The organism is Shewanella sp. 0m-8, assembly GCF_052977265.1.
Genome location: NZ_JBRIMB010000064.1, coordinates 1 through 24,909, shown reverse-complemented (window position 1 = coordinate 24,909; position 24,909 = coordinate 1). Strand labels below are relative to the sequence as shown.

Here is a 24,909-nt window from a genome sequence, read left to right as displayed (position 1 = left end):
TAAAAACACTCGGATTTTGCCATCTTATAAAGATCGGTCAACCGATCAATAAACTGCTAAATGATCGGCATTACAGCTGATGCTGGCTTTTTTGTGTTTATTTAGCTTGGTTCGTGTGGCGTAATTAAGCTTATGGGCGCTCGAAGATAGTAGCAATACCTTGGCCTAAACCAATACACATGGTCGCAAGGCCATACTTAGCATCTTTAGCTTCCATCAGGTTGATCAGCGTTGTTGAGATACGCGTACCAGAACAGCCTAGCGGATGACCCAGTGCAATCGCGCCACCGTTAAGGTTAATCTTTTCATCAACCACATCCATCAAGCCTAAGTCTTTTACGCACGGTAGAGACTGTGCTGCAAAGGCTTCGTTAAGCTCGATAACGTCTAAGTCATCAACGGTGAGACCTGCACGCTTAAGTGCTTTTTGCGTGGCAGGAACAGGGCCGTAACCCATGATTGCTGCATCGCAACCCGCAATTGCCATTGAGCGAATGCGTGCACGAATAGGTAGACCTAATTCTTTGGCTTTCTCTTCTTCCATCACTAGCATGGCCGACGCACCATCAGAGAGTGCTGAAGAGGTGCCTGCGGTAACCGTACCGTTTACAGGGTCAAAAGCTGGGCGTAAACCCGATAGTGATTCCATAGACGTTTCTGGACGGATCACTTCATCGTGCTCAACTTTAATCAAAGCGCCATCTGCGTCATGACCTTCAATCGCCACAATCTCGTTAGCGAAACGGCCTTCAACAGTTGCTGCGTGAGCACGTTGATGTGAACGTACTGCAAAGGCATCTTGTTGCTCACGAGTAATACCGTGCATTTTACCGAGCATTTCTGCAGTAAGGCCCATCATACCTGATGCTTTAGCTACGTTGTTCGCCAGACCTGGGTGGAAGTCGACGCCATGGTTCATTGGTACATGACCCATATGCTCAACACCACCAACGATAAAGGTATCGCCTTGTCCTGTCATAATCGCGCGTGCGGCTTGGTGCAATGCATCCATTGATGAGCCACATAAACGGTTTACGGTAACCGCGCCAACTTGCTTTGGAATGCCAGCTAATAGGGCGGCATTACGAGCGATATTAAAGCCTTGCTCTAAGGTTTGCTGCACACAACCCCAGATAACATCTTCAATAGTATTTGGGTCAAGCTTTGGGTTGCGCTCAAGCAGCGACTTCATTAATTCTGCAGATAGGGTTTCTGCGCGTACATTTCTAAATACTCCCGCCTTTGAACGGCCCATTGGAGTACGAATACAATCTACGATAACGGCGTTTTTCATTGTTCTAATCCTTCCTGCTTAAGCCTGCTGGTAGTAGCTGCCATTATTGGCGGCTAGTTCGCGCATAGTGTCGGTTACTTGGTATAGACCCCCTAAGTGTGCATATTTGTCAGCTAGCGCCACAAAGTTAGCCACACCCATGGTATCTAGGTAACGGAATACACCGCCTCTAAATGGTGGGAAACCAAGGCCATAGACTAGGCCCATATCCGCTTCAGCAGGCGAAGCGATAATTCCTTCTTCAAGACAGCGAACTGTCTCAATAATCATTGGGATCATAGTACGAGCGATGATCTCATCTGACTCAAATGCTTTTTGCTCACCAAACTCAGCTTGAAGTAATTCATAGCTGGTTGGATCTAAATCTTTCTTTGGCTTACCGCGACGATCTACTGAGTACTGGTAGAAGCCCTTGTTGTTCTTCTGGCCAAAACGCTCTGCCTCGAACATGACATCAATAGCATCTTTACCCGGCTTACCCATGCGGTCAGGGAAACCTTCGGCCATAACCGCTTGTGCATGATGGCCGGTATCTAGGCCGACTACGTCAAGCAAGTATGCCGGGCCCATTGGCCAACCAAACTGCTTTTCCATCACCTTGTCAATAGCCGCAAAATCAGCGCCATCAGCGAGTAGACCACTAAAGCCAGCAAAGTAAGGGAACAGTACGCGGTTTACAAAGAAGCCAGGGCAGTCATTAACTACGATGGGTGTTTTACCCATCTTGCTAGCATAAGCCACAACTGAAGCAACCGTTTCTTCAGAGCTGTTTTCGCCACGAATGACCTCAACTAGCGGCATCTTGTGCACTGGATTAAAGAAGTGCATACCACAGAAGCGTTCAGGCTTTTTAAGGCTCTTCGCTAGGAGGTTGATTGAGATAGTCGAGGTGTTTGAGGTGATAATGGCATCGTCACTGACATGCTGTTCAACTTCAGCGAGTACCATAGCTTTAACTTTTGGATGCTCAACCACGGCCTCTACGATAACATCTGCATCTTTTACTGGTGCGTAGTCGAGTGCCGGAGTGATATTGTTCAATACCGCAGCCATTTTGGCTGGCGTTGAACGCCCGCGCTTAACTTGAGCGGTAAGTAGCTTAGCGGCTTCGCCTAAACCTAAATCGAGTGCTGGTTGGGCAATGTCTTTCATCACAATTGGCGTGCCTTTACTAGCACTTTGATATGCGATACCGCCGCCCATGATGCCTGCGCCTAATACCGCAGCCGAGTTAACCTTCTTGGCGAGTTTGCCTGCTTTCTTGGCTTTACCTTTTACGAGCTGGTCGTTAAGGAAGATACCAATGAGCGCTTGTGCAACTTCTGTTTTGGCTAGTTTTACAAATGCTTGATGTTCAATTTGCAATGCTTCTGCGCGGCCGCACTTTGCTGCTTGCTCTACAACGCTAATAACAGCCATTGGCGCTGGGTAATGCTTGCCTGCAATTTTGAAGACCATGCCTTTAGCCGTTGCGAAAGACATCATGGCTTCAAGTTTTGGTAGCGTTAGTGGCGCTTGTTTTTTTGCGCGGCGAGTCTGCCAATCTAGCTTCTCTGCTAGGGCATCTTTGAGCATTTTTACTGCCGCAGATTTAAGTTGCTCTGGTGCAACAACTGCATCAATAGCACCGACTTTTAGTGCGGCATCAGGGCGTTGATCTTTGCCCGAAGTGATCCACTCAAGTGCGTTGTCAGCCCCAATGACGCGAGGTAAGCGAACCGTGCCCCCAAAACCAGGGATAATACCTAGTTTAGTTTCAGGTAGGCCAATACGTGCTGTGGTATCTGCTATACGGAAGTCTGTTGCTAAAACGGTCTCGCAACCGCCACCTAGTGCAAAACCATTAATCGCTGAAATAGTTGGGAAAGGCAGATCTTCTAGCTTGTTGAAAACATCGTTAGCTTGCTCAAGCCAAGAATGTAAAACCGCATCTTCTTCAGTGAAAAGTCCTAAGAACTCAGTGATATCCGCGCCAACGATAAAGGCATCTTTGGCTGAACTTAGCATTAATGCTTGGATACTCGTATCTTGTTTGATGCTGTCGAGTGCAGCATTTAACGAATCGATGGTTTCTCTGTCTAGCTTGTTAACCGACCCTTGTGCTTTAAAGCATAAGTGCGCGATATTGTCTTCGAGTAACTCAACCTCAATTGTAGGGCTTTGGTAGATCATTGCTTGCTTCCTTATAGCTTAAGTTCACTATTCAGATCATTGATGATTTTATTATCTGAATGCGACTTTCTTTGTCACAGCAGCCTAGGCCATCATTTGACCAGTTGTTGCTCAGTGTGCGACTAATCACAAAAAATTACAACACCCAATTTAAACGGTCGTTTGGTTTTTTGCTGCCCAAAATGAATAACTTCTAAAAATCATGAGTTTACTCGCTTGGTGTTTAGCTTTTCAATACAGGTTTCCCTGCTAAAGTTTAGCCTTAAAAGCGAATCATGTGTTTGACGAAAAAATTTAATTGGCTATGTGTTAGACTGAGTCGACGTCGAAAAATTGGCAAAATAATAACAATAGGGTAACCCTTATGGAACAGTTAGCGCATCTCTATCACGACCATATTCAACAACTAAATCGTCGTGTTAGTGAAATCATTTCTCGCGAAAACTTATCGGGCTTAATCATCCACTCAGGTCAGCCTCATAGGCAATTTTTAGATGATATGGATTATCCATTTAAAGTGAACCCACACTTTAAGGCGTGGTTGCCAGTAACCGATAACCCAAATTCCTGGTTAGTGGTGAATGGCACAGACAAGCCACTGTTAATTTTTTATCGCCCGGTCGACTTTTGGCACAAAGTGGCTGAAGAACCGACTGAATTTTGGGCGGATCATGTCTATATTAAGTTTTTGACTAAGGCGGACAAAGTTGCAGAATACCTTCCCGCAGATATCGATGAATGGGCTTATATTGGTGAACATTTAGATGTTGCTGATGTACTGGGCTTTAATCGACGTAATCCTGACTCGGTATTAAGCTACCTTAATTATCACCGGGCAACCAAAACGGATTATGAGTTGGCTTGTATGCGTAAATCCAACGAAATAGCGGTGACTGGGCATCAGGCGGCAAAAACGGCTTTTTATAATGGTGCTAGTGAATTTGAGATCTTGCAGGTTTATCTGTCGGCAATTTCACAAGGTGAAAATCAAGTGCCTTATAGCAGCATAGTCGCACTTAACCAAAACTCCGCTATTTTGCATTACACCGCTCTTGAACATACAGCACCTGCACAGCGTCGTTCATTTTTAATTGACGCCGGTGCTAACTTCAATGGTTACGCTTCAGATATTACTCGCAGCTACGCCTTTGAGAAGAATATTTTCGATGATTTGATTAGCGCAATCGACAATATGCAGTTACAGATCATTAATCTGATGAAGCCGGGTGTGAGCTATGCGCAATTGCACGTTGAAACTCATTATAAGTTAGCGCAGATCTTGTTGGATTTTGATATTGTCAGCGGCGATGTTCATGGGTTAGTCGAACAGGGGATCACAAGTGTGTTTTTCCCCCATGGATTAGGCCATATGTTGGGTGTACAGGTTCATGATATGGGCGGCTTTCTCGGTGATGATAGAGGAACCCATGTTGCGGCACCAGATGCGCATCCATTCTTGCGCTGTACCCGAGAGTTAGATGTTAATCAGGTGCTGACTATTGAGCCTGGTGTTTATATTATCGATTCGCTATTGAGCGAACTGAAACAAGATAAGCGCCAATCACAAATAAACTGGAATACAGTGGATACATTACGCCCATTTGGCGGTATTCGTATTGAAGATAACGTGATTGTTCATAGCGACCGTATCGAGAATATGACGCGCAACTTAGGCCTTAACCGTTAGCATTACGTCATATTACGGGCGATAGTTGCTGATAAAAGACCTAGGGTAATCAGTTGAGAGAAATATTTTGAGTGAAAGTTATCTCATCCCTGCTGCAGAGTTATTGATTGAAGAAGAGATAAAGCATAGTCGCTTTATCTCTTTTCTGTTTCACTGCCAGTCTGTCAAAGAGCTTAAGTGTGTACTTACTAACTTGAAGGTTGAATACCCAGGTGCTAACCATTATTGTTACGCGTTTGTGGCAGGCGCGCCTGATGACAGCATTAATATTGGCTCAAGTGATGATGGTGAACCTTCGGGCAGCGCTGGACGGCCGATGTTAGCCGCCTTGCAAGGTACCAATATAGGCGAAATCGGTGTGGTCGTGATCCGTTACTTTGGAGGAACCAAGTTGGGCGTTGGCGGTTTGGTGAGAGCCTATAGTTCTGGTATCAAACACGCTATTGTTCAGCTTGAGACCCAGATTAAGCAGATCCGTTATCCAGGTAAGATGGTATGCGAATATCACCAGCTTAAGGATGTTGAGCATCTTTTAGCGCAGTTTGATGTGTTGGTTGAAGATAAGCAGTTTAGCGACAAGATTGAGATTCAATTTGCTATTCCTAAGCGTTTTAAGGAGCCATTGAATCTTGATTTAGCGACCATGAGTAAGGGACAGTTAAAAGCGGTATTTGACGACTAATTTAAAGGCCGATGCAAGAACTGAGCGGATCGTGCCACTTTATATGAGCCAGCAATAAAATCATTTTTTATTATCGAGTAGTAAGAATATTCAAGCTTGCTAATCGGTTGTGAACATTTTTTAATAAGTATGCGAAAATGCGCTTGAGTAAAGCGCTAGCGATGGATACCAATGCAATATCGAACAATTATAAGAATTACTGGCTTGTTAATGGGGCTGTTTTCTTTATCTTTACTACCTCCAGCCTTAGTCGCTGTTATCTATAAAGATGGCGGCGGTATGGCATTTATTCAGGCTTTCGTACTCTGTCTGATTTTGGGGTTCTCACTTTGGTATCCTAACCGCGCTCATCGTAAAGACTTGCGTACCCGAGAAGGCTTTTTGTTAGTGGTGCTATTCTGGGTGGTGCTTGGATCGATTGGTGCCGTGCCTTTTATTTTCTCTGGCCAGCCCTCTCTTAGTTTAACCGATAGCTTCTTCGAATCCTTCTCCGCACTCACCACCACAGGTGCTACGGTCATTGTTGGTTTAGATAGTTTGCCCAAGGCGATTTTATTCTATCGCCACCTGCTGCAATGGCTGGGCGGTATGGGAATTATTGTATTGGCTGTCGCCATTTTGCCCGTACTGGGTGTCGGAGGCATGCAGCTTTACCGCGCAGAAATGCCAGGGCCTGTTAAAGACAGCAAGATGACGCCGAGGATTGCCGAAACCGCTAAGGCATTGTGGTACATCTACTTAGCGCTAACAGTGGCCTGCGCCTTTGCCTATTGGCTTGCTGGTATGGATGCTTTCGACGCCATTTGCCACTCTTTCTCGACTATTGCAATCGGTGGTTTTTCGACTCACGACGCCAGCATGGGGTACTTTAACAGCCCTACAATCAATATGATTTGTGTGGTGTTTTTATTGATTGCGGCATTAAATTTCAGTCTACACTTTGCCGCTTTTTCTCGCCGAGGCATTAACTTAAGAGTCTACTTTCGGGACGCCGAGTTTAAGGTGTTGATTGCGATTCAGTTGGTATTAACGGCTATCTGTTTTATCACATTGTACGGCTCAGGAATTTATGACTCAGCCGAAGAAACCTTTGATTACGCCTTATTTCAGGCGGTATCAATTTCAACTACTGCTGGGTTTGGTACCGAGAGCTTCCATGCTTGGCCATTATTCCTGCCAATTTTGCTGATTTTCTCTAGCTTTATTGGCGGCAGCGGTGGCTCTACCGCCGGCGGTATTAAAGTTATTCGTATGATTTTGCTGTTGCTTCAAGGCTCACGTGAACTCAAGCGTCTGGTTCATCCCCGCGGTATGTTCTCAATTCGAATTAGTGGTAACGCACTACCCGATAGAGTTATTGATGCTGTGTGGGGCTTCTTCTCTGCTTACGCTTTAGTGTTTGTAGTTTGCATGCTGATCCTCATGGCATTTGGGATGGATGCGATTACCGCTTTTAGTGCCACGGCAGCTTGTTTGAATAACTTGGGACCAGGCTTAGGTGAGGTGGCAAGTAACTACGCCAGTATTGGTGATGCTGAAAAGTGGGTATTACTGTTTGCCATGTTATTTGGTCGCTTAGAGGTGTTCACCTTGCTGATTTTGTTTACGCCGACCTTTTGGAAAAACTAAAAAAGTGTAAAGATGCTGCCTTAATCTACTCGCCTAAGCTAGCGTTAACTATTGGGTAGTATATTCAAAATATAGCGGGTCATTGACCGTTGTTTTAGTCTAGTCATACCGAGTTTTAATCGGAAAATAGTAGGAAGTTAATGAACAATACACTCATTATTTATTCGACAGTTGATGGCCAAACGAAAGCGATTTGTGAGCAGATCAAGAAGGTTAACCAAGCGCAGAATGCCAAGGTGACTTTAGCTTCAATGGATGAAGCAGAGTCTTTAGGTTTAGCACAATTTGATAAAATCTTGATTGCTGCCAGCATTCGTTATGGTAAGCATAGGCCCGAACTCTATCAGTTTATTAATCGTCATCATGCGGTGCTGGATGCGAAGATAAATGCATTCTTTACTGTGAATGTGGTTGCTCGAAAGCCAGAAAAAAATACTCCGGAAACGAATCCGTATATGCAGAAGTTCCTCACTCTATCGCTTTGGCAGCCACAGCAGTTAGGGGTATTTGCAGGTAAGATTGACTACCCTAAGTATCGATTTTTCGACAAGGTGATGATCCGCTTTATTATGTGGATGACTAAAGGCCCCACAGATACGACTGGTACCTTTGAATTTACCGACTGGAATAAAGTGGATGAGTTTGCCCAAGCATTTGCTGAGCGCTAGATTAAACACGATTTTGGAACAAAAAAGCCTGCAAGTATGCAGGCTTTTTTACATCTAAATTCGGGACTATAAAGCGATTAGGCGCAGTATTTACGATGCAAGATGGAGATCACTTCAGTGACTTGCTCATTTTTCAATGTGTAGTACACCACTTGTGAGCTTTTTCGAGTCGCGACTAAATCTTCAGAACGCAATACGGCTAAATGCTGTGATAGTGCAGACTGGCTCAGCGGCACGGTTTTATTTAACTCGGTTACGCTGAGCTCTTTATCCAGTAAAAGGCACAAAATCATTAATCGATATGGATTTGCGATAGCCTTAAGCCATTTTGCAGCACTTTCAGCATTGGTGACCATTGCACTGGCGTCGATTTCTTTTTGCATACGGTTACTTACTCCATTGCCTTTAATTAGTTTATTCTAATTGAGTTGGTCTTATAAAACAATCTACTTATGGATCATACTTGTGGAACGCAGTTATCTCAATTTTTGATGTTGATAATATGAGCTATACCTAATTTGTGATCCATTCTCCTTTAAAATCTATGATTAGCTGTAACAATACATCAATAGAAAATTTTCAATTGGAATCAAGATGAAATCAGTTCTGGTACTTTATTATTCTCGTGGCGGGCATACAGCCAGAATTAGCCGCGCTATGGCCGATCACCTTATTAGTGAAGGGCATAAGTGCGACATGATGCATATTAGTGAAGCAAAAGCTGAAGGCCTCGACTGGGCCAAGTATGATGTGGTCGCACTAGGTGCTTGCGTACTTTATGGCAGTTACCATAAGTCGGTATTTGAGTTTGTTGCTGAGCACCAAGCTGATTTCAATGCAAAAGCCTCAAGCTTTTTCAGTGTTAACGTCGTTGCGCGTAATCCAGAGAAGCGTGTGCCTGAAAACAACAAGTATCTGCAAAAGTTTATAGAGCTGTCAGCGTGGAAACCAACAGATGTTAAAGTGATTGCAGGTAAGGTTGACTACCCATCTTGGCGTTGGTACGACAGAATGATGATCCAGCTAATCATGAAAATTACCGATGGCCCAACCGATCCTAAATCTGTTATTGATTACACTGATTGGGAAGACGTAAAAGTCTATGCCGATCACCTGATTAGCTTAGCGAAATAGACAACAGAAATAACAAGCCGCAATGAATGTGGCTTTTTTATTGCGAACTTCTATACCCGTTGTGGGGGATTAGTATTCCCAGAATTGCGGGTGGAATAAAACCGCAACGGTTAAAATCTCGAGTCGACCTAATAGCATGCCTATTGCTAGGGCCCACTTGGCGACGTCGGGTAGGCTGGAGAAGTTTCCTGCTGGCCCAATGGTATCGCCTAATCCCGGGCCAACATTACTTACCGCGGTAATCGCGCCAGTAAAGCTAGTGATAGGGTCTAGCCCTGTAAGGACTAGAATTATCGACAGGGCGATGATTACCGTCATAAATAACATAATAAAGGTAACGAGCGAGCGAACAATATCTCCGCGAATAATGTGGTTGTTATAGCGCTCTTTAAATACACCATTAGGGTGGAATTGTTGTTTTAATTGATCGCGCATAATGACGTTAGCAATTTGAAAACGGAAAATTTTAATGCCGCCGGAGGTCGAGCCAGAACAGCTACCGACAAACATTAAGAATAGAAAGGCGATATTAGCCAGCGCCCCCCAGGCCGTGTAATCCGTGAGACCATAACCTGTGGTGGTGACCACTGAAACCACATTAAAACTGACGATACGAAGGGCATCGAGCGCAGCAATGTCTCTGGTACTCCAAAACCATAATGCCAGTGAGCAAGAAATTAAAACCACAAACTTTAAGAAGCCTTTTACCTGAGCATCATTCCATACTTTTAGCGAACGTTGCTGCACCATATAGACAAACATCAACAGGGGTAAGCCGCCAGCGAGCATAAAGGTGGTACCAACCCATTGAGCTTCATCTGAAAATGCTGCCATTGAACGATCTGAGGTTGAATAGCCCCCGGTAGATAGGGTGGTCATGGCGTGATTAATCGCCTCAAACCAGGTCATACCGCTTTGGTGGTAAGCAGCAAAACATATAAGAGTCAGTATGATGTAAACAAAAAATAGGCTTTTGGCCATATATTGAGTACGCGGGGTTGTTTTGTCACTCCAGTCGGATGATTCAGTTCTAAATAAACGCATACCACCGACGTTTAAGAAAGGTAATACAGCCACTGCCATTACAATAAAGCCTATCCCACCTAACCACTGTAGCAATGAGCGCCAGATAAGGATGCTGTGATCCATGGTGTCGAGGCCTGACAACACCGTCGAGCCCGTGGTGGTAATACCTGACATGGTTTCGAAGAATGCGTCGGTATAGTTGATGCCGTGATACAAGGTGAAGGGCATTGCTGCAAATAGACTCACGATAAACCATGTGAGGCTGGTGAGCAGGAACATATCTCGAATATTAAGGTGAAGTTTTCGGCTTTGACCTTGGTGCATACAGAAGCTGGCTGCAGAGCCTGTAACCAGAGATGAGATCATGAAGGCACCAACAGTTTCTTCACCATAGTAGAGGGCAAAGGCGCCGGGAATTAACATAAACGCAGTGAGCGTTGAGAGGAAAATTCCTAAAATAAATAGCAAGGGGCGATAGTTCAACATAATGTTTATACCAGTTAGCAGTCTACCTAACTGGCATGAGTTACACTCCTGAACGCTGTTAAATGACGCTTTTAAAAGAAGAAGGCGCTCGGTTGGAAGAGCTTTTCAACTTCGCCAATAAACTTCTTGTTGACCAAAAATAGAATGACGTGGTCGCCTTGTTCGATAACGGTTTTGTCGTGTGCCATAAGCACTTCTTCGTCGCGAACGATAGCGCCAATGGTGGTCCCAGGTGGTAATTTAATTTCGCTGATCTGCTTGCCAACCACTTTAGACGTATTGGAGTCACCATGAGCAATCGCTTCAATTGCTTCTGCTGCGCCGCGACGTAGTGAGTAAACGTTACAAATATCACCTTGGCGAATATGAGTCAGCAATGCCGAAATCGTAGCTTGTTGTGGAGAAATAGCGATATCAATATTCGCTTCTTGCACAATATCAACATAGGCTTCGCGCTGAATAAGTACCATGACTTTTTTAGCGCCCATGCGTTTGGCGAGTAATGCAGCCATGATATTGGCTTCATCGTCGTTGGTAACCGCAATAAACACATCGGTTTGGTCGATATGCTCTTCAAGCAACAGCTCCTGATCTGAGGCGTCGCCACAAAATACCGTTGTATTTTCAAGCTTTTCTGATAACTCTTCAGCACGCTCTTGCTTACGCTCAATCAGTTTTACTGAGTGGTTGCGTTGTAGTTTTTTCGCTAGTCCCAAACCAATATTACCGCCACCGGCGATCATAATATTGCGATAAGAATTATCGAGCTTCTGCATCTCACTCATTACCGCGCGTACGTGGCGGCTGTCGGCCACGAAGAACACTTCGTCATCAGCTTCGATAATGGTGGTGCCGCGAGGCATAATTGGACGACCCTGTCTAAAAATAGCGGCAACCCGGGTATCAATATTTGGCATATGCTCGCGCAGTGCTGCGAGTGCATTACCCACTAACGGGCCGCCATAGTAGGCACGCACGGCAACTAAACTCAGTCGGCCTTCGGCAAACTCGAGCACCTGTAATGCTCCAGGGTATTCAACAAGGCGAGCAATGTAGGCGGTCACCAGTTGCTCTGGTGCTATCAGCTCATCAATAATAAAACCGCCCCGAGGGCGATGTTCTGCATTCTTGGTTTCGCTGTCGATAAACAGTTTATCGCGAAGGCCTAGGTATTGTTCTGAACGAATTCGGGCAATTTTGGTGGGAGTACCATAGAGCGAATAAGCAATTTGGCAAGCTGCCATATTGCATTCGTCGCTATTGGTTACCGCGATAAGCATATCCGCGTCTTCGGCTCCCGCCTCTTTTAATACACTTGGGTGAGCACCGTGGCCCACAATGACTCTTAGGTCGTGCTTATCTTGCAAGCTACGTAGGCGATTTTTGTCGGTATCGACAATGGTGATGTCATTGTTTTCGCCAACTAAGTTTTCGGCGAGTGTGCCGCCAACTTGTCCTGCACCCAAAATGATTATTTTCATTGCCGTTCTAATCCTTAACTAGGCGAGCGTAATAAAAGCCATCCATGTTGTCTTGTCCTGGGACAATCTGCCAACCAATATCGTCTGGACTGGCTTGTTCTGCAATCGGCACTAAAGTCGCATCAGGTGTTCTGGCTAAGAAGGCGCTGACTTGATCTTTGTTTTCCTGTGGCAAAATTGAACATGTTGCATATAAGAGTGTGCCACCGGGCTTTAACCACTTCCAGCAATGATCGAAAATCTGTGACTGTAATTGCGCCAGCTCTTCAATATCGTTATTCTTTCTAAGCCACTTAATATCAGGGTGACGACGAATAACACCGGTTGCGGAGCAGGGAGCATCGAGCAAAATGCGGTCGAACTTATCGCCTTGCCACCATGAGTCGATATCGGCGGCATCGCCATGTACCAGCTCAGCTTTGAGTGACAGTCTATCGAGGTTTTGCTGAACGCGCTCAAGACGTTTGGCATCAAAATCCACCGCAACCAGTTTAATTTCAGGTGCTAGCTCTAATAAATGACAGCTTTTACCGCCAGGAGCGGCACAGGCATCGAGTACTAGTTCATTACCTTGCGGTGCTAATAAGGTGGCTGCCCATTGGGCTGCACCATCTTGCACTGATGCTGCGCCGGTTTCAAAACCGGGTAGCTGCATCACATCGCGTGGGCTAGATAGTAAAATTGAATCTGGGCTGTTACCCGCTTGAGCGTCAATCTCTAATCCTGCCAGCGCCTGTAAATAGGTGTCTCTGGTTTGTGATTGCTGATTGTTACGCAGCCACATAGGTGGGCGCTCATGACTTTGCTCAATCACGTTTTGCCAGTTTTCTGGGTAAGCGTCTTTTAAGCGCTTAATGATCCAGGCTGGTGTGTTATAGGTAAGAGTGTCGTTGTCAGTCGATAAAGGCTTTTCCTGGCGCTGAATATTACGTAATACACCATTAACCACTTTCACTAAGCCTTCAAACTTTAGCTGACGACAGGCTTCGGCGGTCTCTGATATTGCAGCGTGGCTCGGAATGCGCGTGAAGTATAGTTGATAGCAACCAACCAGTAATAATTGGTGCACTATGCGCTGCTTACCTTTCATCTGTTTGCTCATGCAGTCGCTGACTTGTTTGTCTAACTGCGGCAAAAAACGCATGACACCATAGCAAAGCTCGGCGAGTAGCGCCTTGTCTTTACCATTATCGAGATGTTTTTGCTGATCCGGTAGCGCCACTGAAAGTGAGATACCTTTTTCTAGCACCTGAAAAACGACCTTAGCGGCCAAAGCTCTTAAGTTCATTAGCGATTAAGCCTCTTGATTATCGGTGCTAGTAAGAACGGTTCCTGGGGTAAACCAGTCGGCTCTTGAGTTTAGGATGTCGGCAACACTTAATGGCTTTTTACCTGGAAGTTGCATCTGGGTGATAGTTAATACACCTTCACCTGTGGCGATACTAATGCCATTTTTATCGGCTGACAAAATCGTACCCGGTAGCTTTGAGCTTGTCTCACCGCTCACATGGCTCTGCCATACCTTAATAGTATTACCTTCATGTTGGTAATGGCTAACAGGCCAAGGATTAAAAGCGCGGATCTCGCGCCATAGTGCGTTAGCTGATTTAGTCCAATCTAAGCGCGCTTCTTCTTTCGATAACTTTTCAGCATAGTTGGCTAAGCTTTCATCTTGCTTTTCAGCAGGCAGAGTACCTGCTGCTATCCCTGCTAATGCGTCAACAAGTGCACTTGGGCCTTGTTCGGCTAGCTTTTCATATAGGGTTGCAGAAGTATCAGTGTCTTCAATTGTCAGCTGAGTTTTTAACAGCATGTCGCCGGTATCTAAACCAATATCCATCTGCATAATGGTAACGCCAGTTTCACTGTCGCCTGCCCATAGTGCTCGTTGAATCGGTGCAGCACCACGCCAGCGTGGCAAAATTGAACCATGTACATTGATGCAGCCAAGGCGAGGGGTGTCGAGCACGACTTTTGGTAAAATTAACCCGTAAGCGACAACAACCATAATGTCAGCGTTCAAGGCGGCAAGCTCTGTTTGCGCATCTTCGTCACGTAGAGATTTTGGCTGCAAAACTGCGATGTCATTTTCAAGCGCTAATGCTTTGACTGGGCTTGCTTGAAGCTTTTTACCGCGGCCAGCAGGTCTGTCTGGCTGGGTGTACACTGCAATAACGTTATGCTCTGAATCGATTAACGCTTGAAGATGGCGTGCAGCAAAGTCTGGCGTTCCTGCAAAAATGACATTTAATGGTTTCAAAAATTTATCCTTGTTTAGCTTCGAGACGAGCTGCTTTTTCGAGCTTTTGTTTGATGCGTTGACGCTTAAGCGGTGATAAGTAGTCAACAAACAGCTTACCTGATAGATGATCTAATTCATGTTGTAAGCAGATAGCAAACAAATCATCCGCTTCTAACGTGAACTCTTTACCATCGCGATCTAGGGCTTTGATTGTTACAAATTCTGCGCGATCGACTTTGGCGTAGACGCCAGGAACAGACAAGCAGCCTTCTTCGTTGCAGAAATCACCGCTTTTGGCTGTAATCTCTAAATTGATGAACACTTTAGGACGTTCAACATCATCTTGAAGGTCCATAACGATAAGTTGATGGTGATAATCAACCTGGGTTGCAGCTAGGCCAATTCCCTTCTCTTCATACATAGTTTCGAACATATCGTCGATTTGTGTTTGAAGGGCAGCGTTAAACTCTGTGATTGGCTTTGCTACTGTACGTAATCTTTCATCGGGAAAACATAAAACTTTTAATAAACTCATATCTAAACTCTTAACAAGTCTGTCAAAATTGAGCCAGTTAGTTATACTGACTTTGGCTAATGGCTCAATTTTAGTCGTTAGCGGCATTCAATAACAGCAAAAGCTCTACATATACTCTAATAAAAGAGCAAATAGCATGGATACCCTGATGAAACGGTTAATATTACTTGCTTCACTTATAGTTGGTTGCACTTCAGTTTTCGCTGATACCTTAACGCTAAAGTCGGGTCATCCTGATTCTTATGTGGTTGAAAAAGGCGATACGCTTTGGGATATTTCAGCATCTTTCCTAAACGACCCTTGGCGTTGGCCTAAGCTGTGGGGGGCAAACCCTCAGGTAGCGAACCCTCACCTTATCTACCCTGGCGACAAGCTGACTCTGGTGTTTATCGATGGTGAACCGCGCTTGGTGGTTAAGCCTCATATCAGAAAAAGCCCCCAAGGCCGCATTTCAGCTAAAAATAGTGCGATTCCAGCGATAGACCTTTCGCTAATCCAGCCCTATCTATTACAAAACCGTGTGGTTGATGCCGATTGGTTCGAGCAGCAACCCAAAGTCATGGGCGGTGAGAGTCCTTCAAAATTTCATGTGATTTCAGACATTATCTATGTGCAAGGTGAGTTAACCGTTGGCGATAAGTTTGGCGTTTATGTTGATGGGCGAACACTCAAGAATAGTGACGGCGAAAATCTAGGACTCGAAGTGATTTTATCGGCTTCTGGTCGAGTGGTTGAGTCGGGCCCCATCTCTAAGGTGGAGTTACTGAGTAATTTGCAAGAAACTGCGGCAGGTTATCGCGTACTACCGATTGAGGATGACTCGCTGATGTCTGCTTATTTCATGCCTAAGGCGGCTGAAATTAAAGAGCCTGCAACAGTATTGGCATCGGGTAAAGATATTCGTGAAATGGGTAAACTCGATGTGGTTTACCTAGACAAAGGCGCTATTGACGGTCTAGAAACCGGACAGGTATTTTCTATCTTTAAAGAGGGTGCAGTCGTCGTTATCAATGGTGATGGCGTCCCGGTACAGCCTCACGAACGTAATCGCTACGAGAAGATAATTGCGAATATATCGTCAGATAATGCAGTAAAAATGCCGGATCTTTATCGTGGAAAGTTGATGGTGTTTAAAGTTTTCGATAAGACCAGTATGGGGATTATTTTAGTTAATGAACGTCCTGTGCGGGTGGCTGACAAGCTTACGATTCCTGATTCGCTGATTAGTAGCGAATAGGCTAAGGTTAGTTATACTCATTGTATTGATGCCATCTTATTGATGGCATCGGCTTTTAAAGGATAAACCATTAACGATAAACTGGTCGACTGGCTAGTTGTTTCAGCTGTATCTGGGCTAGGACCCGCTCGGATTAAACAATTAATAAACTACATGGATGTAGCAGAGTTAAGGCAAAGGTTAGCGCATGAACCACAGGCGCTGCCGCTACCTGAATCGTTACTACAATCCAATTTATCCCCTAATTATGCGTTAGTTGATGAGGCGTTAGCCTGGCAGCAAGCTGCAAATAACCATCATCTTGTAAGCCTAGATGACCCTCACTATCCCCCGTTATTGAAACAAATTAATGATCCTCCAACTGTGCTGTTTTTAAAAGGTAACCTTGATACTTTATTGTTTCCTGGTATCGCCGTTGTTGGTAGTCGAAATGCGACGTTAGGAGGAAAGAAAGTGGCTTATGAGTTGGCGACTCAATTGGCCCTACATAGCCTGGCAATAACCAGTGGAATGGCTTTAGGTATTGACGGTGCAGCCCATCAAGCGGCTATTGATATTGGAAAGCCGAGTGTTGCGGTATTGGGGACGGGGGCGGATGTTATTTATCCTAAACGCCACAGAGGCATTTATCATGACATTCAAAATGATGGCTGTGTTTTGAGTGAGTTTTGGCCCGACGTTAAGCCATTTTCCGGAAACTTTCCGAAACGAAACCGTATTATCAGCGGTCTAACTATAGGAACCTTAGTGATAGAGGCAAGCTTGAAAAGTGGCTCATTAATCACTGCGCGACTCGCTAACGAACAAGGGCGAGAGGTGTTTGCAGTTCCTGGGAGTGTGCTGAGCGGTCAAAGTGAAGGGGGCCATCAATTATTGCGTGATGGTGCTAAGTTAGTGGAGTCTGTGGCAGATATTTTAGAAGAAGTTACCGCTTTATCGCAGTTTCACCTTGAAGAACTAAGGGCGCGCCACCATATAGGGGGAGAAAGCGCCTCTGATTTGCCATTTTCCTCACTGTTAGCTAGTGTTGGCTATGAGACTACAGCGATAGATGATGTGGTCGAGCATAGTGGAAAAACCATAGAGCTAGTATTGGAGCAATTGCTTGAACTCGAGCTGCAAGGTTGGATTACTGCAGTCCCTGGTGGTTACATAAGACTAAAGAGGAGCTAGTCATGTTTGATATCCTCATGTATTTATTTGAAAACTATGTTCATAGTGAAGTCGAATTATTAGTAGATGAAGACGAACTCACAAAAGAACTCACTCGCGCCGGATTTCATCAAAGTGAAATCATTAAGGCACTTTCTTGGTTAGAGCGTTTAGCTGATATACAAGAAGCAGGTACGCCTTACCTTTGTAATCATGATCAGCAATCATTCCGTATTTACACCAAAGCTGAGATGGAAAAAATTGACGTCGAAAGTCGTGGCTTTTTACTGTTTCTAGAGCAGATTAAAGTGCTCAATGTTGAGACACGTGAAATGGTGATAGACCGAGTCATGGAAATTGATGAGCCGACCTTAAACCTTGATGATCTTAAGTGGGTTATCTTGATGGTGCTATTTAATGCTCCGGGTCATGAGTCTGCTTATGAGCAGATGGAAGATCTTATCTTTGAGCAGCCTGATGGTGGTTTACATTCATAATCAGCTAAACACGATTAAAAGAAAGGAGGCCTAAGCCTCCTTTTTTGTGTCTGGAACATTTATGCCAATTTGCCATGGATGGGCTCAAATAGGCGTTGTACATGGATGTGCGCTATTTCACCTAACATCAGCCTGAACGCAAGGACAGCGTAAGAAGGGATTTGTGTCTGGCGATAAATGTTCCATACATTTATTCGCATTTCCTCTATCCCTAGAGGTCAGAACACTTATGCCAATTTGCCTTGGATGGATACAAATTGGCTTTGTACCTAGAACCTAGAACCTAGAACTTCAGGTGGTTTTCGCCATGGGCTAAGTGCTGTGGCTGCAAATAGTCACGGTAATCGTAGCGATACTGCTTATGCAGGCGTGGTTTACTCTTCTCTTCGTTATCATCAAATTCAGCAACCTGAGTATCTAACCAAGTTGCAAACTGATCTTGATGCTGAGTCAAAGAGGCCATTAACTGCTCATAGCCTTCGAAATAATCTGTTTTTAAATACTGGCTAAGTTGTACAAAGTCAGCATGGTGGTGCTCTGCAAGGAAGCGAATAGCCATGTAACTCCATTTGTAAGTTCTGTCCTGACCGTCCTTATATTCGGTAGCAAAAATCTCCTCTAATGTTGGTGCTTCATCTCGATCTCGCTTAATCACACGCAGAGCAGAAGGGTTGGTATCGCCCTTAGAGATGTATTCAGCTAAACCTTCTGACCACCAGACCATTTTCTCTGGGAAGTGCCCAAAGCCTGCATATTTCACAAAGTGGCCATCAAGGTAGTGCACATATTCATGATTCAAATTCCAAACTTTGAACTCGGGTTCAATCCACCACTGGCGAAACGCAAAGAAGGTTGCTTGGTTGCCAGGCTTTGAAGGGGTGCCTTCTATATACATACCGCCGTTATCGGTTTGGATATCAAAGATCAGCTGGCCATATAAGTGGTATTGGCTCCAGTTTTTAAATGCAACAACCCTCAGCGCACTGTTAAAGTCATTGGGGGTTGGCTTTAACTCTGTGCTTAGTAAACCATGAAAGTTAGACTCTTGTGAGGTTAACTTATTACAGCTTTCAGCAAGCTCTTGCTCGTTTAAATCTTGGGTCAATATAAACAGGCTATCAGAACAGTGGTGTTCAATCGGCAGCGCCGCCTTAAGCTCTGGAATACGACATATATCGCTGTTTTCCTTGCATAGCTCTTGGCCACCAAACACATTTACATGAAAGCCTGCGGTGTATGCATCTTTAGCAGCATCACCACGAAGTGCAACATCGGCTTTAGCAATAGCAGCGACGGCAGCATCGAGGGCCAACTCTTGTTGTGTTTGTTCACCATCTTCTGATGATGGCAGCGCTAAACGATATAGGGCGAGTGCCCAGTAGGCATTTGTACGTGGCCAGTCGTTGTTGGCGCGAATGCTTTCTGCGCTTGCTGCAAAATCAATAAGGGCTGTATTTAAGTCAGCCGCTAACAATACTTTGTTTAGCTCACCGTCGACCTCTTTACGGCCTTGATTCAGTAAGAAGCCATAAGCTTTTAAGGTTTCTAGTAATGCATAGTCATTAGCGCTGTTGGGCGTTGTACTCGCCAATTGCTGTAGCTGGGTTTCTAGCTGAGGCAGTAACGGAACTAAGGCTTGAGCTGCATCGTTGTTGGCAAAATAGCGGTAGAGGGTAACGGCATATTGCTCTTGTAAGCGCGCTTGATTGTTGAGAAGGCCTGAATCAGCTAACTCTTCTAGTGCTTCAGCTAAAGCAGAAATATCTGCATCACTTAAGTCATCAACTGGCCCGTAGTAACTAAAGGCGCGAAAGTAGTAAAGCAGCTTATCTATGGCCTCTATGTCTTGGTTGCTAGCGAGCGCAAGGCTGGTTTGAGTAAAAGCGTCGGTTGTTAATAGTGGGCTTTGAGCATCAAACAAATCTGCTTCAGATGTGGTGTTTATCTGGCTGATTATTTGTGGATTAATGTTTGGCTGTTCAACACTCGCGCAGCCTGAGAGCGATGCGAGCAGGCTTGCTATAATAGTCGTAGTGAACTTTGAGGGTGTATTCATTTTTTTCCCTTTAAATTTATCCCTTTGTTTTATTGAATACAATATATCATTGCTTTTTACGAAATTCTAACACTGGAATATAAAACTTAATCGATTCCTTGGTAGAATAGCGGCATATAGATGAATTGAGATAACCATGGCTAAAATCGATCTGCAACTGTTTACTACGCACGAGCATGCCCTTGAGAAAGAGTATGAGCTGTGCCCTAAGTGTGGCTGTGAGTTGTCGGTAAAGCACAGTAAGCACGGTGGTTTTATTGGCTGTAATAACTACCCAAGCTGCGACTACACCCGGCCTTTGGTACAGCATGAATCAATTGAAACACAAGTGATCCAAGGATCGGTTTGTCCTGACTGCGGCAGTGAACTGGCGGTGAAGTCAGGCCGTTTTGGTATTTTTATCGGTTGTACTAACTATCCAGCCTGCAGTCATATCGAAAAACATGATAAGGCGGATGCTGCGGATGAGATCGCCTGTCCCAAGTGTAAGATCGGGCATGTCGAACACCGAACTAGTCGCTTTGGTAAATCATTTTATGCTTGTAGTGCTTATCCAAAATGCAAGTTTTTAGTCAATTATCCTCCAGTTGCTGAAACGTGCCCAGACTGTGGTTGTGGTATTTTGGTTGAACGCAAAGGGGCTGCAGGTATGCGCCTAGAGTGTCCTGAAAAAGCCTGTAAATATAAGCGTCCTGTTTAAATAATCATATTAACTTTAACTAATGTCGCATTTAAGTAATCATAGCGGCTTAAAATCGCTCTTATGTAAGGTGAATCGAAACAAATGTTAGAAGTATTACCTGCTGGCGCGGCAGAGCTTGTTGAGCAAGGCGGCGTGATTGCTTACCCAACAGAAGCTGTCTATGGCCTAGGCTGTGATCCAGATAATAACGACGCAATTGAACGCTTATTAGAAATAAAGCAGCGGCCATGGCAAAAAGGGTTAATTCTAGTCGCAGGCGAATATCAGCAACTACTCCCTTATATTGATGAGTCGCAACTCTCGGTAGAGCAATTAGCATTTGTACACAGTAAGTGGCCCGGGCCATTTACTTTTATTATGCCAATTAAGGCCGGTCTGTCTAAATTGCTAAGTGGTAGCTTTGATTCGATTGCCGTACGGGTTACCGCTCATGAAGATGTCAAAGCTTTGTGTGCGGCGATTAATAAGCCAATAGTATCAACGAGTGCAAATCTGACAGGGCAAGAGCCTGCATTGTCTGCATCGAGTGTAAAGCTGCAGTTTGAGGGAATGATTGCAGGCTTAGTGATTGGTGACTTAGGGAGCCAGGCATCACCGTCTACGATTATCGATGCTAAGAGTGGAAAAATTATAAGAAAAGGCTAATCAGCTTTTAAAAAGGAATGATATGAGCGCACCAGATCCAACAGTAGTAAAAGCTTTCTTACTCGATCTTCAAAATCGAATTTGTAATGGACTTGAAGCCTTAGATGATGAGGCAACATTTATCGAGGACTCGTGGCAGCGTGAAGAGGGTGGCGGTGGCCAAAGTCGAGTGTTGACTGGTGGTGCGGTATTTGAACAAGCTGGCGTTAACTTCTCCCATGTTATGGGCGCCTCTATGCCTGCTTCTGCAACGGCGCACCGCCCTGAGCTTGCTGGTCGAAGTTTTGAGGCGATGGGCGTTTCTTTAGTTATCCACCCAAACAACCCGCATATTCCGACGACACATGCCAATGTACGCTTTTTTATTGCCCATAAAGAGGGGGCGGATCCAGTTTGGTGGTTCGGTGGTGGTTTCGACTTAACACCTTATTATCCGTATTTAGAAGATGTTGTTGCGTGGCACCACAGTGCAAAGTCATTGTGCGAGCCTTTTGGTGAAGATATTTACCCTAAGTATAAAAAATGGTGTGACGAATACTTTTGGTTACCGCATCGTAATGAAACCCGTGGTGTTGGTGGTTTGTTCTTTGATGACCTCAACAAGCAAGGTTTTGAGAGCAGCTTTGCCTTTATGCAGGCTGTCGGTAACGGCTTCTTAACTGCTTATGCCCCCATTGTTGAGCGCCGAAAAGATACCGAATTTGGTGAACATGAGCGTCAGTTCCAGCTCTATCGTCGTGGTCGTTATGTTGAATTTAACTTGGTTTATGATCGAGGCACATTATTTGGCTTACAGACAGGCGGCCGCACAGAATCAATTTTGATGTCTATGCCGCCATTAGTGCGTTGGGAGTATGCTTACACGCCGGAAATGGGTAGCCCGGAGGCGCAACTATACAGTGATTACCTCAAACCAAGAGATTGGTTAAGCCTATAGTGAGTAAAGTGAAACCAATAAATGTTGTTTTATTGGTTTCGCATATGGTCCGCGAGTGTCGAAATAGCGCTATATATAGCTTGTTGATGCTGCGGATCTTTCACTTCTTTCTCTATCGCTGCCTTCATACAGACGAGCCACTGATCTCGCATAGCTTCATCGACTTTAAACGGCATATGCCTGGCACGCAACGCAGGGTGCCCATGCTTCTGTTGATATAGCTGAGGCCCACCAAGCCAACCGCTTAGAAATTCAAATAACTTCTGTTCAGATTCTGCGATAGGGGCTCTATGGATTGACAATAGATCTTGAGTCGCTTGATTGTGTTGCATCTGTAAATAGAACTGATGGGCAATAGCACGAATCACTTTTTCTCCACCTATACGATCATAAGCATTAGATTGATTTGGATCTCTATCCTGACTCGCTTGGTTTTTACCAACAAGTTTCTTTAACCAGTTCATCTATTTCTTGTACCAGGCTCTTATACGTTTGCGCGACAGTGTAGCAAGTCGATGAGTAAAATTATCTAGCTATTTAATAGCATCACCGTTGAAAGTTCAGCTGAAAATAACTCGGATAGAATCGATTGCCTAAGCAAAGATCCGCGTTACACTATTATTTTCCGTGGCTAGAGTAGAAAACATGACTGAACGATATGCAGTATTTGGTAACCCAATAGGGCACAGTAAGTCGCCCCAAATTCATACAATGTTCGCCACCGAGACTGCTCAGTCGTTAAGTTATGAGACAATCTTAGCGCCCGTCGACGCTTTTGAAGCAAGTTTCAAAGAGTTTGCTGCTAATCATGGTTACGGTGCAAACGTTACCGTGCCCTTTAAAGAGCAAGCATTTGCCCTTTGTGATGAACTTAGCGAACAAGCCCAATTAGCTGGAGCAGTGAATACCTTAACGGTATTGGCCGATGGTAAAATTCGCGGCGATAATACCGATGGTCTTGGTTTAGTCGCCGACCTAAAGAGAAACTTAGGAGACTTGTGTGGATTGCATGTCCTGTTAATTGGTGCTGGTGGTGCTGCGCGAGGCAGTGTATTGCCATTACTGCAATCAGGCATTGCTAAGTTAACGATTGTAAATCGCACTCAAGTAAAGGCTGAGGCGTTAGTGGAGATCTTTGCGCGCTATGGTGATGTGACTGCTTTACCTATATCCCATACAGGGCAGAGCTATGACCTTATTATTAACTCCACTTCTTCCAGCTTATCAGGTGAAGTACCGGCTATTAGCCCTGATACTATTGTATCGCACACAGTTTGCTACGATATGATGTATGGCAAAGAGCCAACAAGTTTTAACCTGTGGGCGACAGCGCAGGGGGCAAGTCAAACAATCGATGGCTTAGGTATGCTGGTGGGACAAGCGGCAGAAAGCTTTTCTATTTGGCGCAGCGTAACACCAAGTGTCGAGCCTGTTCTGACTCAGCTTAGATCTGAACTCATAGGCTAAAAACTTCTGAGCATTAATCGAGATAAAGATGAACCAAAGTATTCTATTTCCAGATCTACAAGATTGGGATCAACTAAGCCAAACCGTTATTTTCCCAGTTCAAGTACAAGGGGTAAATATTGAGTGTCGGATAAGCTTAGCAAAACTGGCTTCGTTATCATCAACAAAAATATTGGCCGAAGAATTAGATATCGAGAGTAAGGCCCTAGCCCTATTTGAACAGTATCGATTTGATATAGAGGAAGAGGTTGAAACGCTCATCGAGCAGGAAGCATTCGATGAGCAAGGTAGAACCGTTCTTTTATAGTGCTATCTATAGAAAGCGAACTTTTTGCTTACTCGCCTTCTTGCAAGTACTCATTCTTCAGTCTGACATAATTGTCGGCAGATTGCGGCAGGAAGGCAAGTTCAGCATCGGTAAGTGGACGAGCCTGTTTAGCTGGGCTGCCTACATATAGAAAACCACTCTTCAATACTTTACCTGGCGGTACCAGAGAACCCGCACCTAGGATGACATCATCTTCTAATATTGCACCATCTAGAATGATTGCGCCCATACCGACCAAAATACGATTACCCACTTGGCAACCATGTAACATAGCCTTGTGACCAATAGTGACGTCATCACCAATGATCAGAGGGTGGCCAGCAGGTAAAGAGGGGGATTTTCGGGTTACGTGTAAAACCGTACCATCTTGGATATTGGAACGTTTACCTATATAGATATGGTTTACATCTCCACGTGCGGCAACTAAAGGCCAAACACTGGCATCCTCATCAAGGGTAATATCACCGACTAATACAGCAGCCTCATCGATATAAACACCCTGTTTAAGTGTAGGTACGACACCTTTATAGGAGCGTAGTGGGTTATTGTTTCTAGAGTTTGGCATCTAAAAGTCCTAATTATGGTGTTTTTAGCATTATAAAGCCTAAAAAGTGGCTAGTCAGTGGGTTTTATGAGCAAACGATTATAAAAGTTCGATTTTATTCATTATTGCCCTTGCGCTGCTCTGAGATATCCCTATAATGCGCATCCACTGACACGGCACAGCAGGCCATTCGCTCTTAGCAAAAGCTAGATAGAACGGGACTTGCAGCGGTGTTAGAGAGTTAAAACTCCTAGGAGATTTGATTCAGGTGACAAACGCTTTAAGAGCTTCGAATGATGGTTGTTAA

General features: G+C 44.7%; 24 protein-coding genes. 13 read left to right on the top strand and 11 right to left on the bottom strand.

What is annotated here, in order from left to right:
• Positions 1-130 precede the first annotated feature (130 nt).
• Entirely contained in the window at positions 131-1,294 is a 1,164-nt protein-coding gene (gene fadA / locus ACVBIO_RS20080) for an acetyl-CoA C-acyltransferase FadA (RefSeq protein WP_447164286.1), read from the bottom strand.
• An 18-nt stretch (positions 1,295-1,312) separates the two neighbouring features.
• On the bottom strand, positions 1,313-3,466 hold the full coding sequence (fadB, locus tag ACVBIO_RS20075) for a fatty acid oxidation complex subunit alpha FadB (RefSeq protein ID WP_447173283.1): 2,154 nt from the start codon (positions 3,464-3,466) through the stop codon (positions 1,313-1,315).
• Positions 3,467-3,830: 364 nt separating this feature from the next.
• On the opposite strand from fadB, the gene pepQ reads away from it, so the two are divergent.
• The 4 genes from pepQ to hemG (ACVBIO_RS20055) all read left to right on the top strand — a co-directional run bounded on the left by pepQ (position 3,831) and on the right by hemG (ACVBIO_RS20055) (position 8,132).
• The gene (gene pepQ, locus ACVBIO_RS20070) at positions 3,831-5,153 is read left to right on the top strand and encodes a Xaa-Pro dipeptidase (protein WP_447173282.1); all 1,323 of its coding nucleotides are present in this window, start codon (positions 3,831-3,833) and stop codon (positions 5,151-5,153) included.
• A gap of 67 nt (positions 5,154-5,220) precedes the next feature.
• Positions 5,221-5,835: a YigZ family protein gene (locus tag ACVBIO_RS20065; RefSeq protein WP_447173281.1), complete on the top strand. Its 615-nt coding sequence runs from the start codon at positions 5,221-5,223 to the stop codon at positions 5,833-5,835.
• A 171-nt stretch (positions 5,836-6,006) separates the two neighbouring features.
• Positions 6,007-7,464, top strand: a complete 1,458-nt coding sequence (locus tag ACVBIO_RS20060; RefSeq protein ID WP_447161655.1) for a TrkH family potassium uptake protein — start codon at positions 6,007-6,009, stop codon at positions 7,462-7,464.
• 140 nt (positions 7,465-7,604) lie between these two features.
• Positions 7,605-8,132, top strand: a complete 528-nt coding sequence (gene hemG, locus ACVBIO_RS20055) for a menaquinone-dependent protoporphyrinogen IX dehydrogenase (RefSeq protein ID WP_447173280.1) — start codon at positions 7,605-7,607, stop codon at positions 8,130-8,132.
• Positions 8,133-8,209: 77 nt separating this feature from the next.
• Here hemG (ACVBIO_RS20055) and ACVBIO_RS20050 read toward each other — a convergent pair whose 3' ends face one another.
• Entirely contained in the window at positions 8,210-8,515 is a 306-nt protein-coding gene (locus ACVBIO_RS20050) for an ArsR/SmtB family transcription factor (RefSeq protein WP_248472094.1), read from the bottom strand.
• A gap of 211 nt (positions 8,516-8,726) precedes the next feature.
• Between ACVBIO_RS20050 and hemG (ACVBIO_RS20045) the strand changes: the two genes are divergently transcribed.
• A complete protein-coding gene (gene hemG, locus ACVBIO_RS20045; RefSeq protein WP_447164283.1) occupies positions 8,727-9,266 on the top strand; it encodes a menaquinone-dependent protoporphyrinogen IX dehydrogenase in 540 nt (179 codons plus the stop codon).
• A 69-nt stretch (positions 9,267-9,335) separates the two neighbouring features.
• On the opposite strand, the gene ACVBIO_RS20040 is transcribed toward hemG (ACVBIO_RS20045), so the two are convergent.
• The 5 genes from ACVBIO_RS20040 to def form a co-directional block, all read right to left on the bottom strand.
• Positions 9,336-10,778, bottom strand: a complete 1,443-nt coding sequence (locus ACVBIO_RS20040; RefSeq protein WP_447161658.1) for a TrkH family potassium uptake protein — start codon at positions 10,776-10,778, stop codon at positions 9,336-9,338.
• A 71-nt stretch (positions 10,779-10,849) separates the two neighbouring features.
• Entirely contained in the window at positions 10,850-12,259 is a 1,410-nt protein-coding gene (gene trkA / locus ACVBIO_RS20035) for a Trk system potassium transporter TrkA (protein ID WP_447173279.1), read from the bottom strand.
• Positions 12,260-12,266: 7 nt separating this feature from the next.
• Positions 12,267-13,547, bottom strand: coding sequence for a 16S rRNA (cytosine(967)-C(5))-methyltransferase RsmB (gene rsmB, locus ACVBIO_RS20030; RefSeq protein WP_447173278.1), 1,281 nt, complete (start codon positions 13,545-13,547; stop codon positions 12,267-12,269).
• 6 nt (positions 13,548-13,553) lie between these two features.
• Complete coding sequence (fmt, locus tag ACVBIO_RS20025) at positions 13,554-14,519, bottom strand: methionyl-tRNA formyltransferase (RefSeq protein ID WP_447161661.1); 966 nt, start codon at positions 14,517-14,519, stop codon at positions 13,554-13,556.
• A gap of 4 nt (positions 14,520-14,523) precedes the next feature.
• Positions 14,524-15,036, bottom strand: a complete 513-nt coding sequence (def, locus tag ACVBIO_RS20020; RefSeq protein WP_447161662.1) for a peptide deformylase — start codon at positions 15,034-15,036, stop codon at positions 14,524-14,526.
• Between the two features lie 136 nt (positions 15,037-15,172).
• Between def and ACVBIO_RS20015 the strand changes: the two genes are divergently transcribed.
• The 3 genes from ACVBIO_RS20015 to ACVBIO_RS20005 all read left to right on the top strand — a co-directional run bounded on the left by ACVBIO_RS20015 (position 15,173) and on the right by ACVBIO_RS20005 (position 17,922).
• A complete protein-coding gene (locus ACVBIO_RS20015; protein WP_447170183.1) occupies positions 15,173-16,273 on the top strand; it encodes a LysM peptidoglycan-binding domain-containing protein in 1,101 nt (366 codons plus the stop codon).
• 153 nt (positions 16,274-16,426) lie between these two features.
• Positions 16,427-17,446 carry a DNA-processing protein DprA gene (dprA, locus tag ACVBIO_RS20010; protein WP_447161664.1) on the top strand — a complete coding sequence of 340 codons (1,020 nt, stop codon included), beginning with the start codon at positions 16,427-16,429 and terminating at the stop codon, positions 17,444-17,446.
• A 2-nt stretch (positions 17,447-17,448) separates the two neighbouring features.
• Positions 17,449-17,922 (top strand): DUF494 family protein, encoded by a 474-nt coding sequence (locus ACVBIO_RS20005; RefSeq protein WP_439267821.1) that lies wholly within the window; start codon positions 17,449-17,451, stop codon positions 17,920-17,922.
• Between the two features lie 283 nt (positions 17,923-18,205).
• On the opposite strand, the gene ACVBIO_RS20000 is transcribed toward ACVBIO_RS20005, so the two are convergent.
• Entirely contained in the window at positions 18,206-19,978 is a 1,773-nt protein-coding gene (locus ACVBIO_RS20000; RefSeq protein ID WP_447173277.1) for a collagenase, read from the bottom strand.
• Between the two features lie 136 nt (positions 19,979-20,114).
• Between ACVBIO_RS20000 and ACVBIO_RS19995 the strand changes: the two genes are divergently transcribed.
• From ACVBIO_RS19995 to hemF, 3 genes are all read left to right on the top strand, one after another.
• Positions 20,115-20,678, top strand: a complete 564-nt coding sequence (locus ACVBIO_RS19995; protein ID WP_447173276.1) for a DNA topoisomerase family protein — start codon at positions 20,115-20,117, stop codon at positions 20,676-20,678.
• An 84-nt stretch (positions 20,679-20,762) separates the two neighbouring features.
• Complete coding sequence (locus ACVBIO_RS19990) at positions 20,763-21,326, top strand: L-threonylcarbamoyladenylate synthase (protein ID WP_447161669.1); 564 nt, start codon at positions 20,763-20,765, stop codon at positions 21,324-21,326.
• Positions 21,327-21,348: 22 nt separating this feature from the next.
• Positions 21,349-22,263 (top strand): oxygen-dependent coproporphyrinogen oxidase, encoded by a 915-nt coding sequence (gene hemF, locus ACVBIO_RS19985; protein WP_447173275.1) that lies wholly within the window; start codon positions 21,349-21,351, stop codon positions 22,261-22,263.
• A 29-nt stretch (positions 22,264-22,292) separates the two neighbouring features.
• Here hemF and ACVBIO_RS19980 read toward each other — a convergent pair whose 3' ends face one another.
• The gene (locus ACVBIO_RS19980) at positions 22,293-22,727 is read right to left on the bottom strand and encodes a group II truncated hemoglobin (protein ID WP_447164277.1); all 435 of its coding nucleotides are present in this window, start codon (positions 22,725-22,727) and stop codon (positions 22,293-22,295) included.
• Positions 22,728-22,908: 181 nt separating this feature from the next.
• Between ACVBIO_RS19980 and aroE the strand changes: the two genes are divergently transcribed.
• Together aroE and ACVBIO_RS19970 are read left to right on the top strand one after the other, a co-directional pair.
• Positions 22,909-23,730, top strand: a complete 822-nt coding sequence (aroE, locus tag ACVBIO_RS19975; RefSeq protein WP_447173274.1) for a shikimate dehydrogenase — start codon at positions 22,909-22,911, stop codon at positions 23,728-23,730.
• 28 nt (positions 23,731-23,758) lie between these two features.
• A complete protein-coding gene (locus ACVBIO_RS19970; protein ID WP_447164275.1) occupies positions 23,759-24,037 on the top strand; it encodes a DUF1488 domain-containing protein in 279 nt (92 codons plus the stop codon).
• A gap of 28 nt (positions 24,038-24,065) precedes the next feature.
• Here ACVBIO_RS19970 and ACVBIO_RS19965 read toward each other — a convergent pair whose 3' ends face one another.
• The gene (locus ACVBIO_RS19965; protein WP_447161674.1) at positions 24,066-24,623 is read right to left on the bottom strand and encodes a gamma carbonic anhydrase family protein; all 558 of its coding nucleotides are present in this window, start codon (positions 24,621-24,623) and stop codon (positions 24,066-24,068) included.
• Between the last annotated feature and the right edge of the window lie 286 nt (positions 24,624-24,909).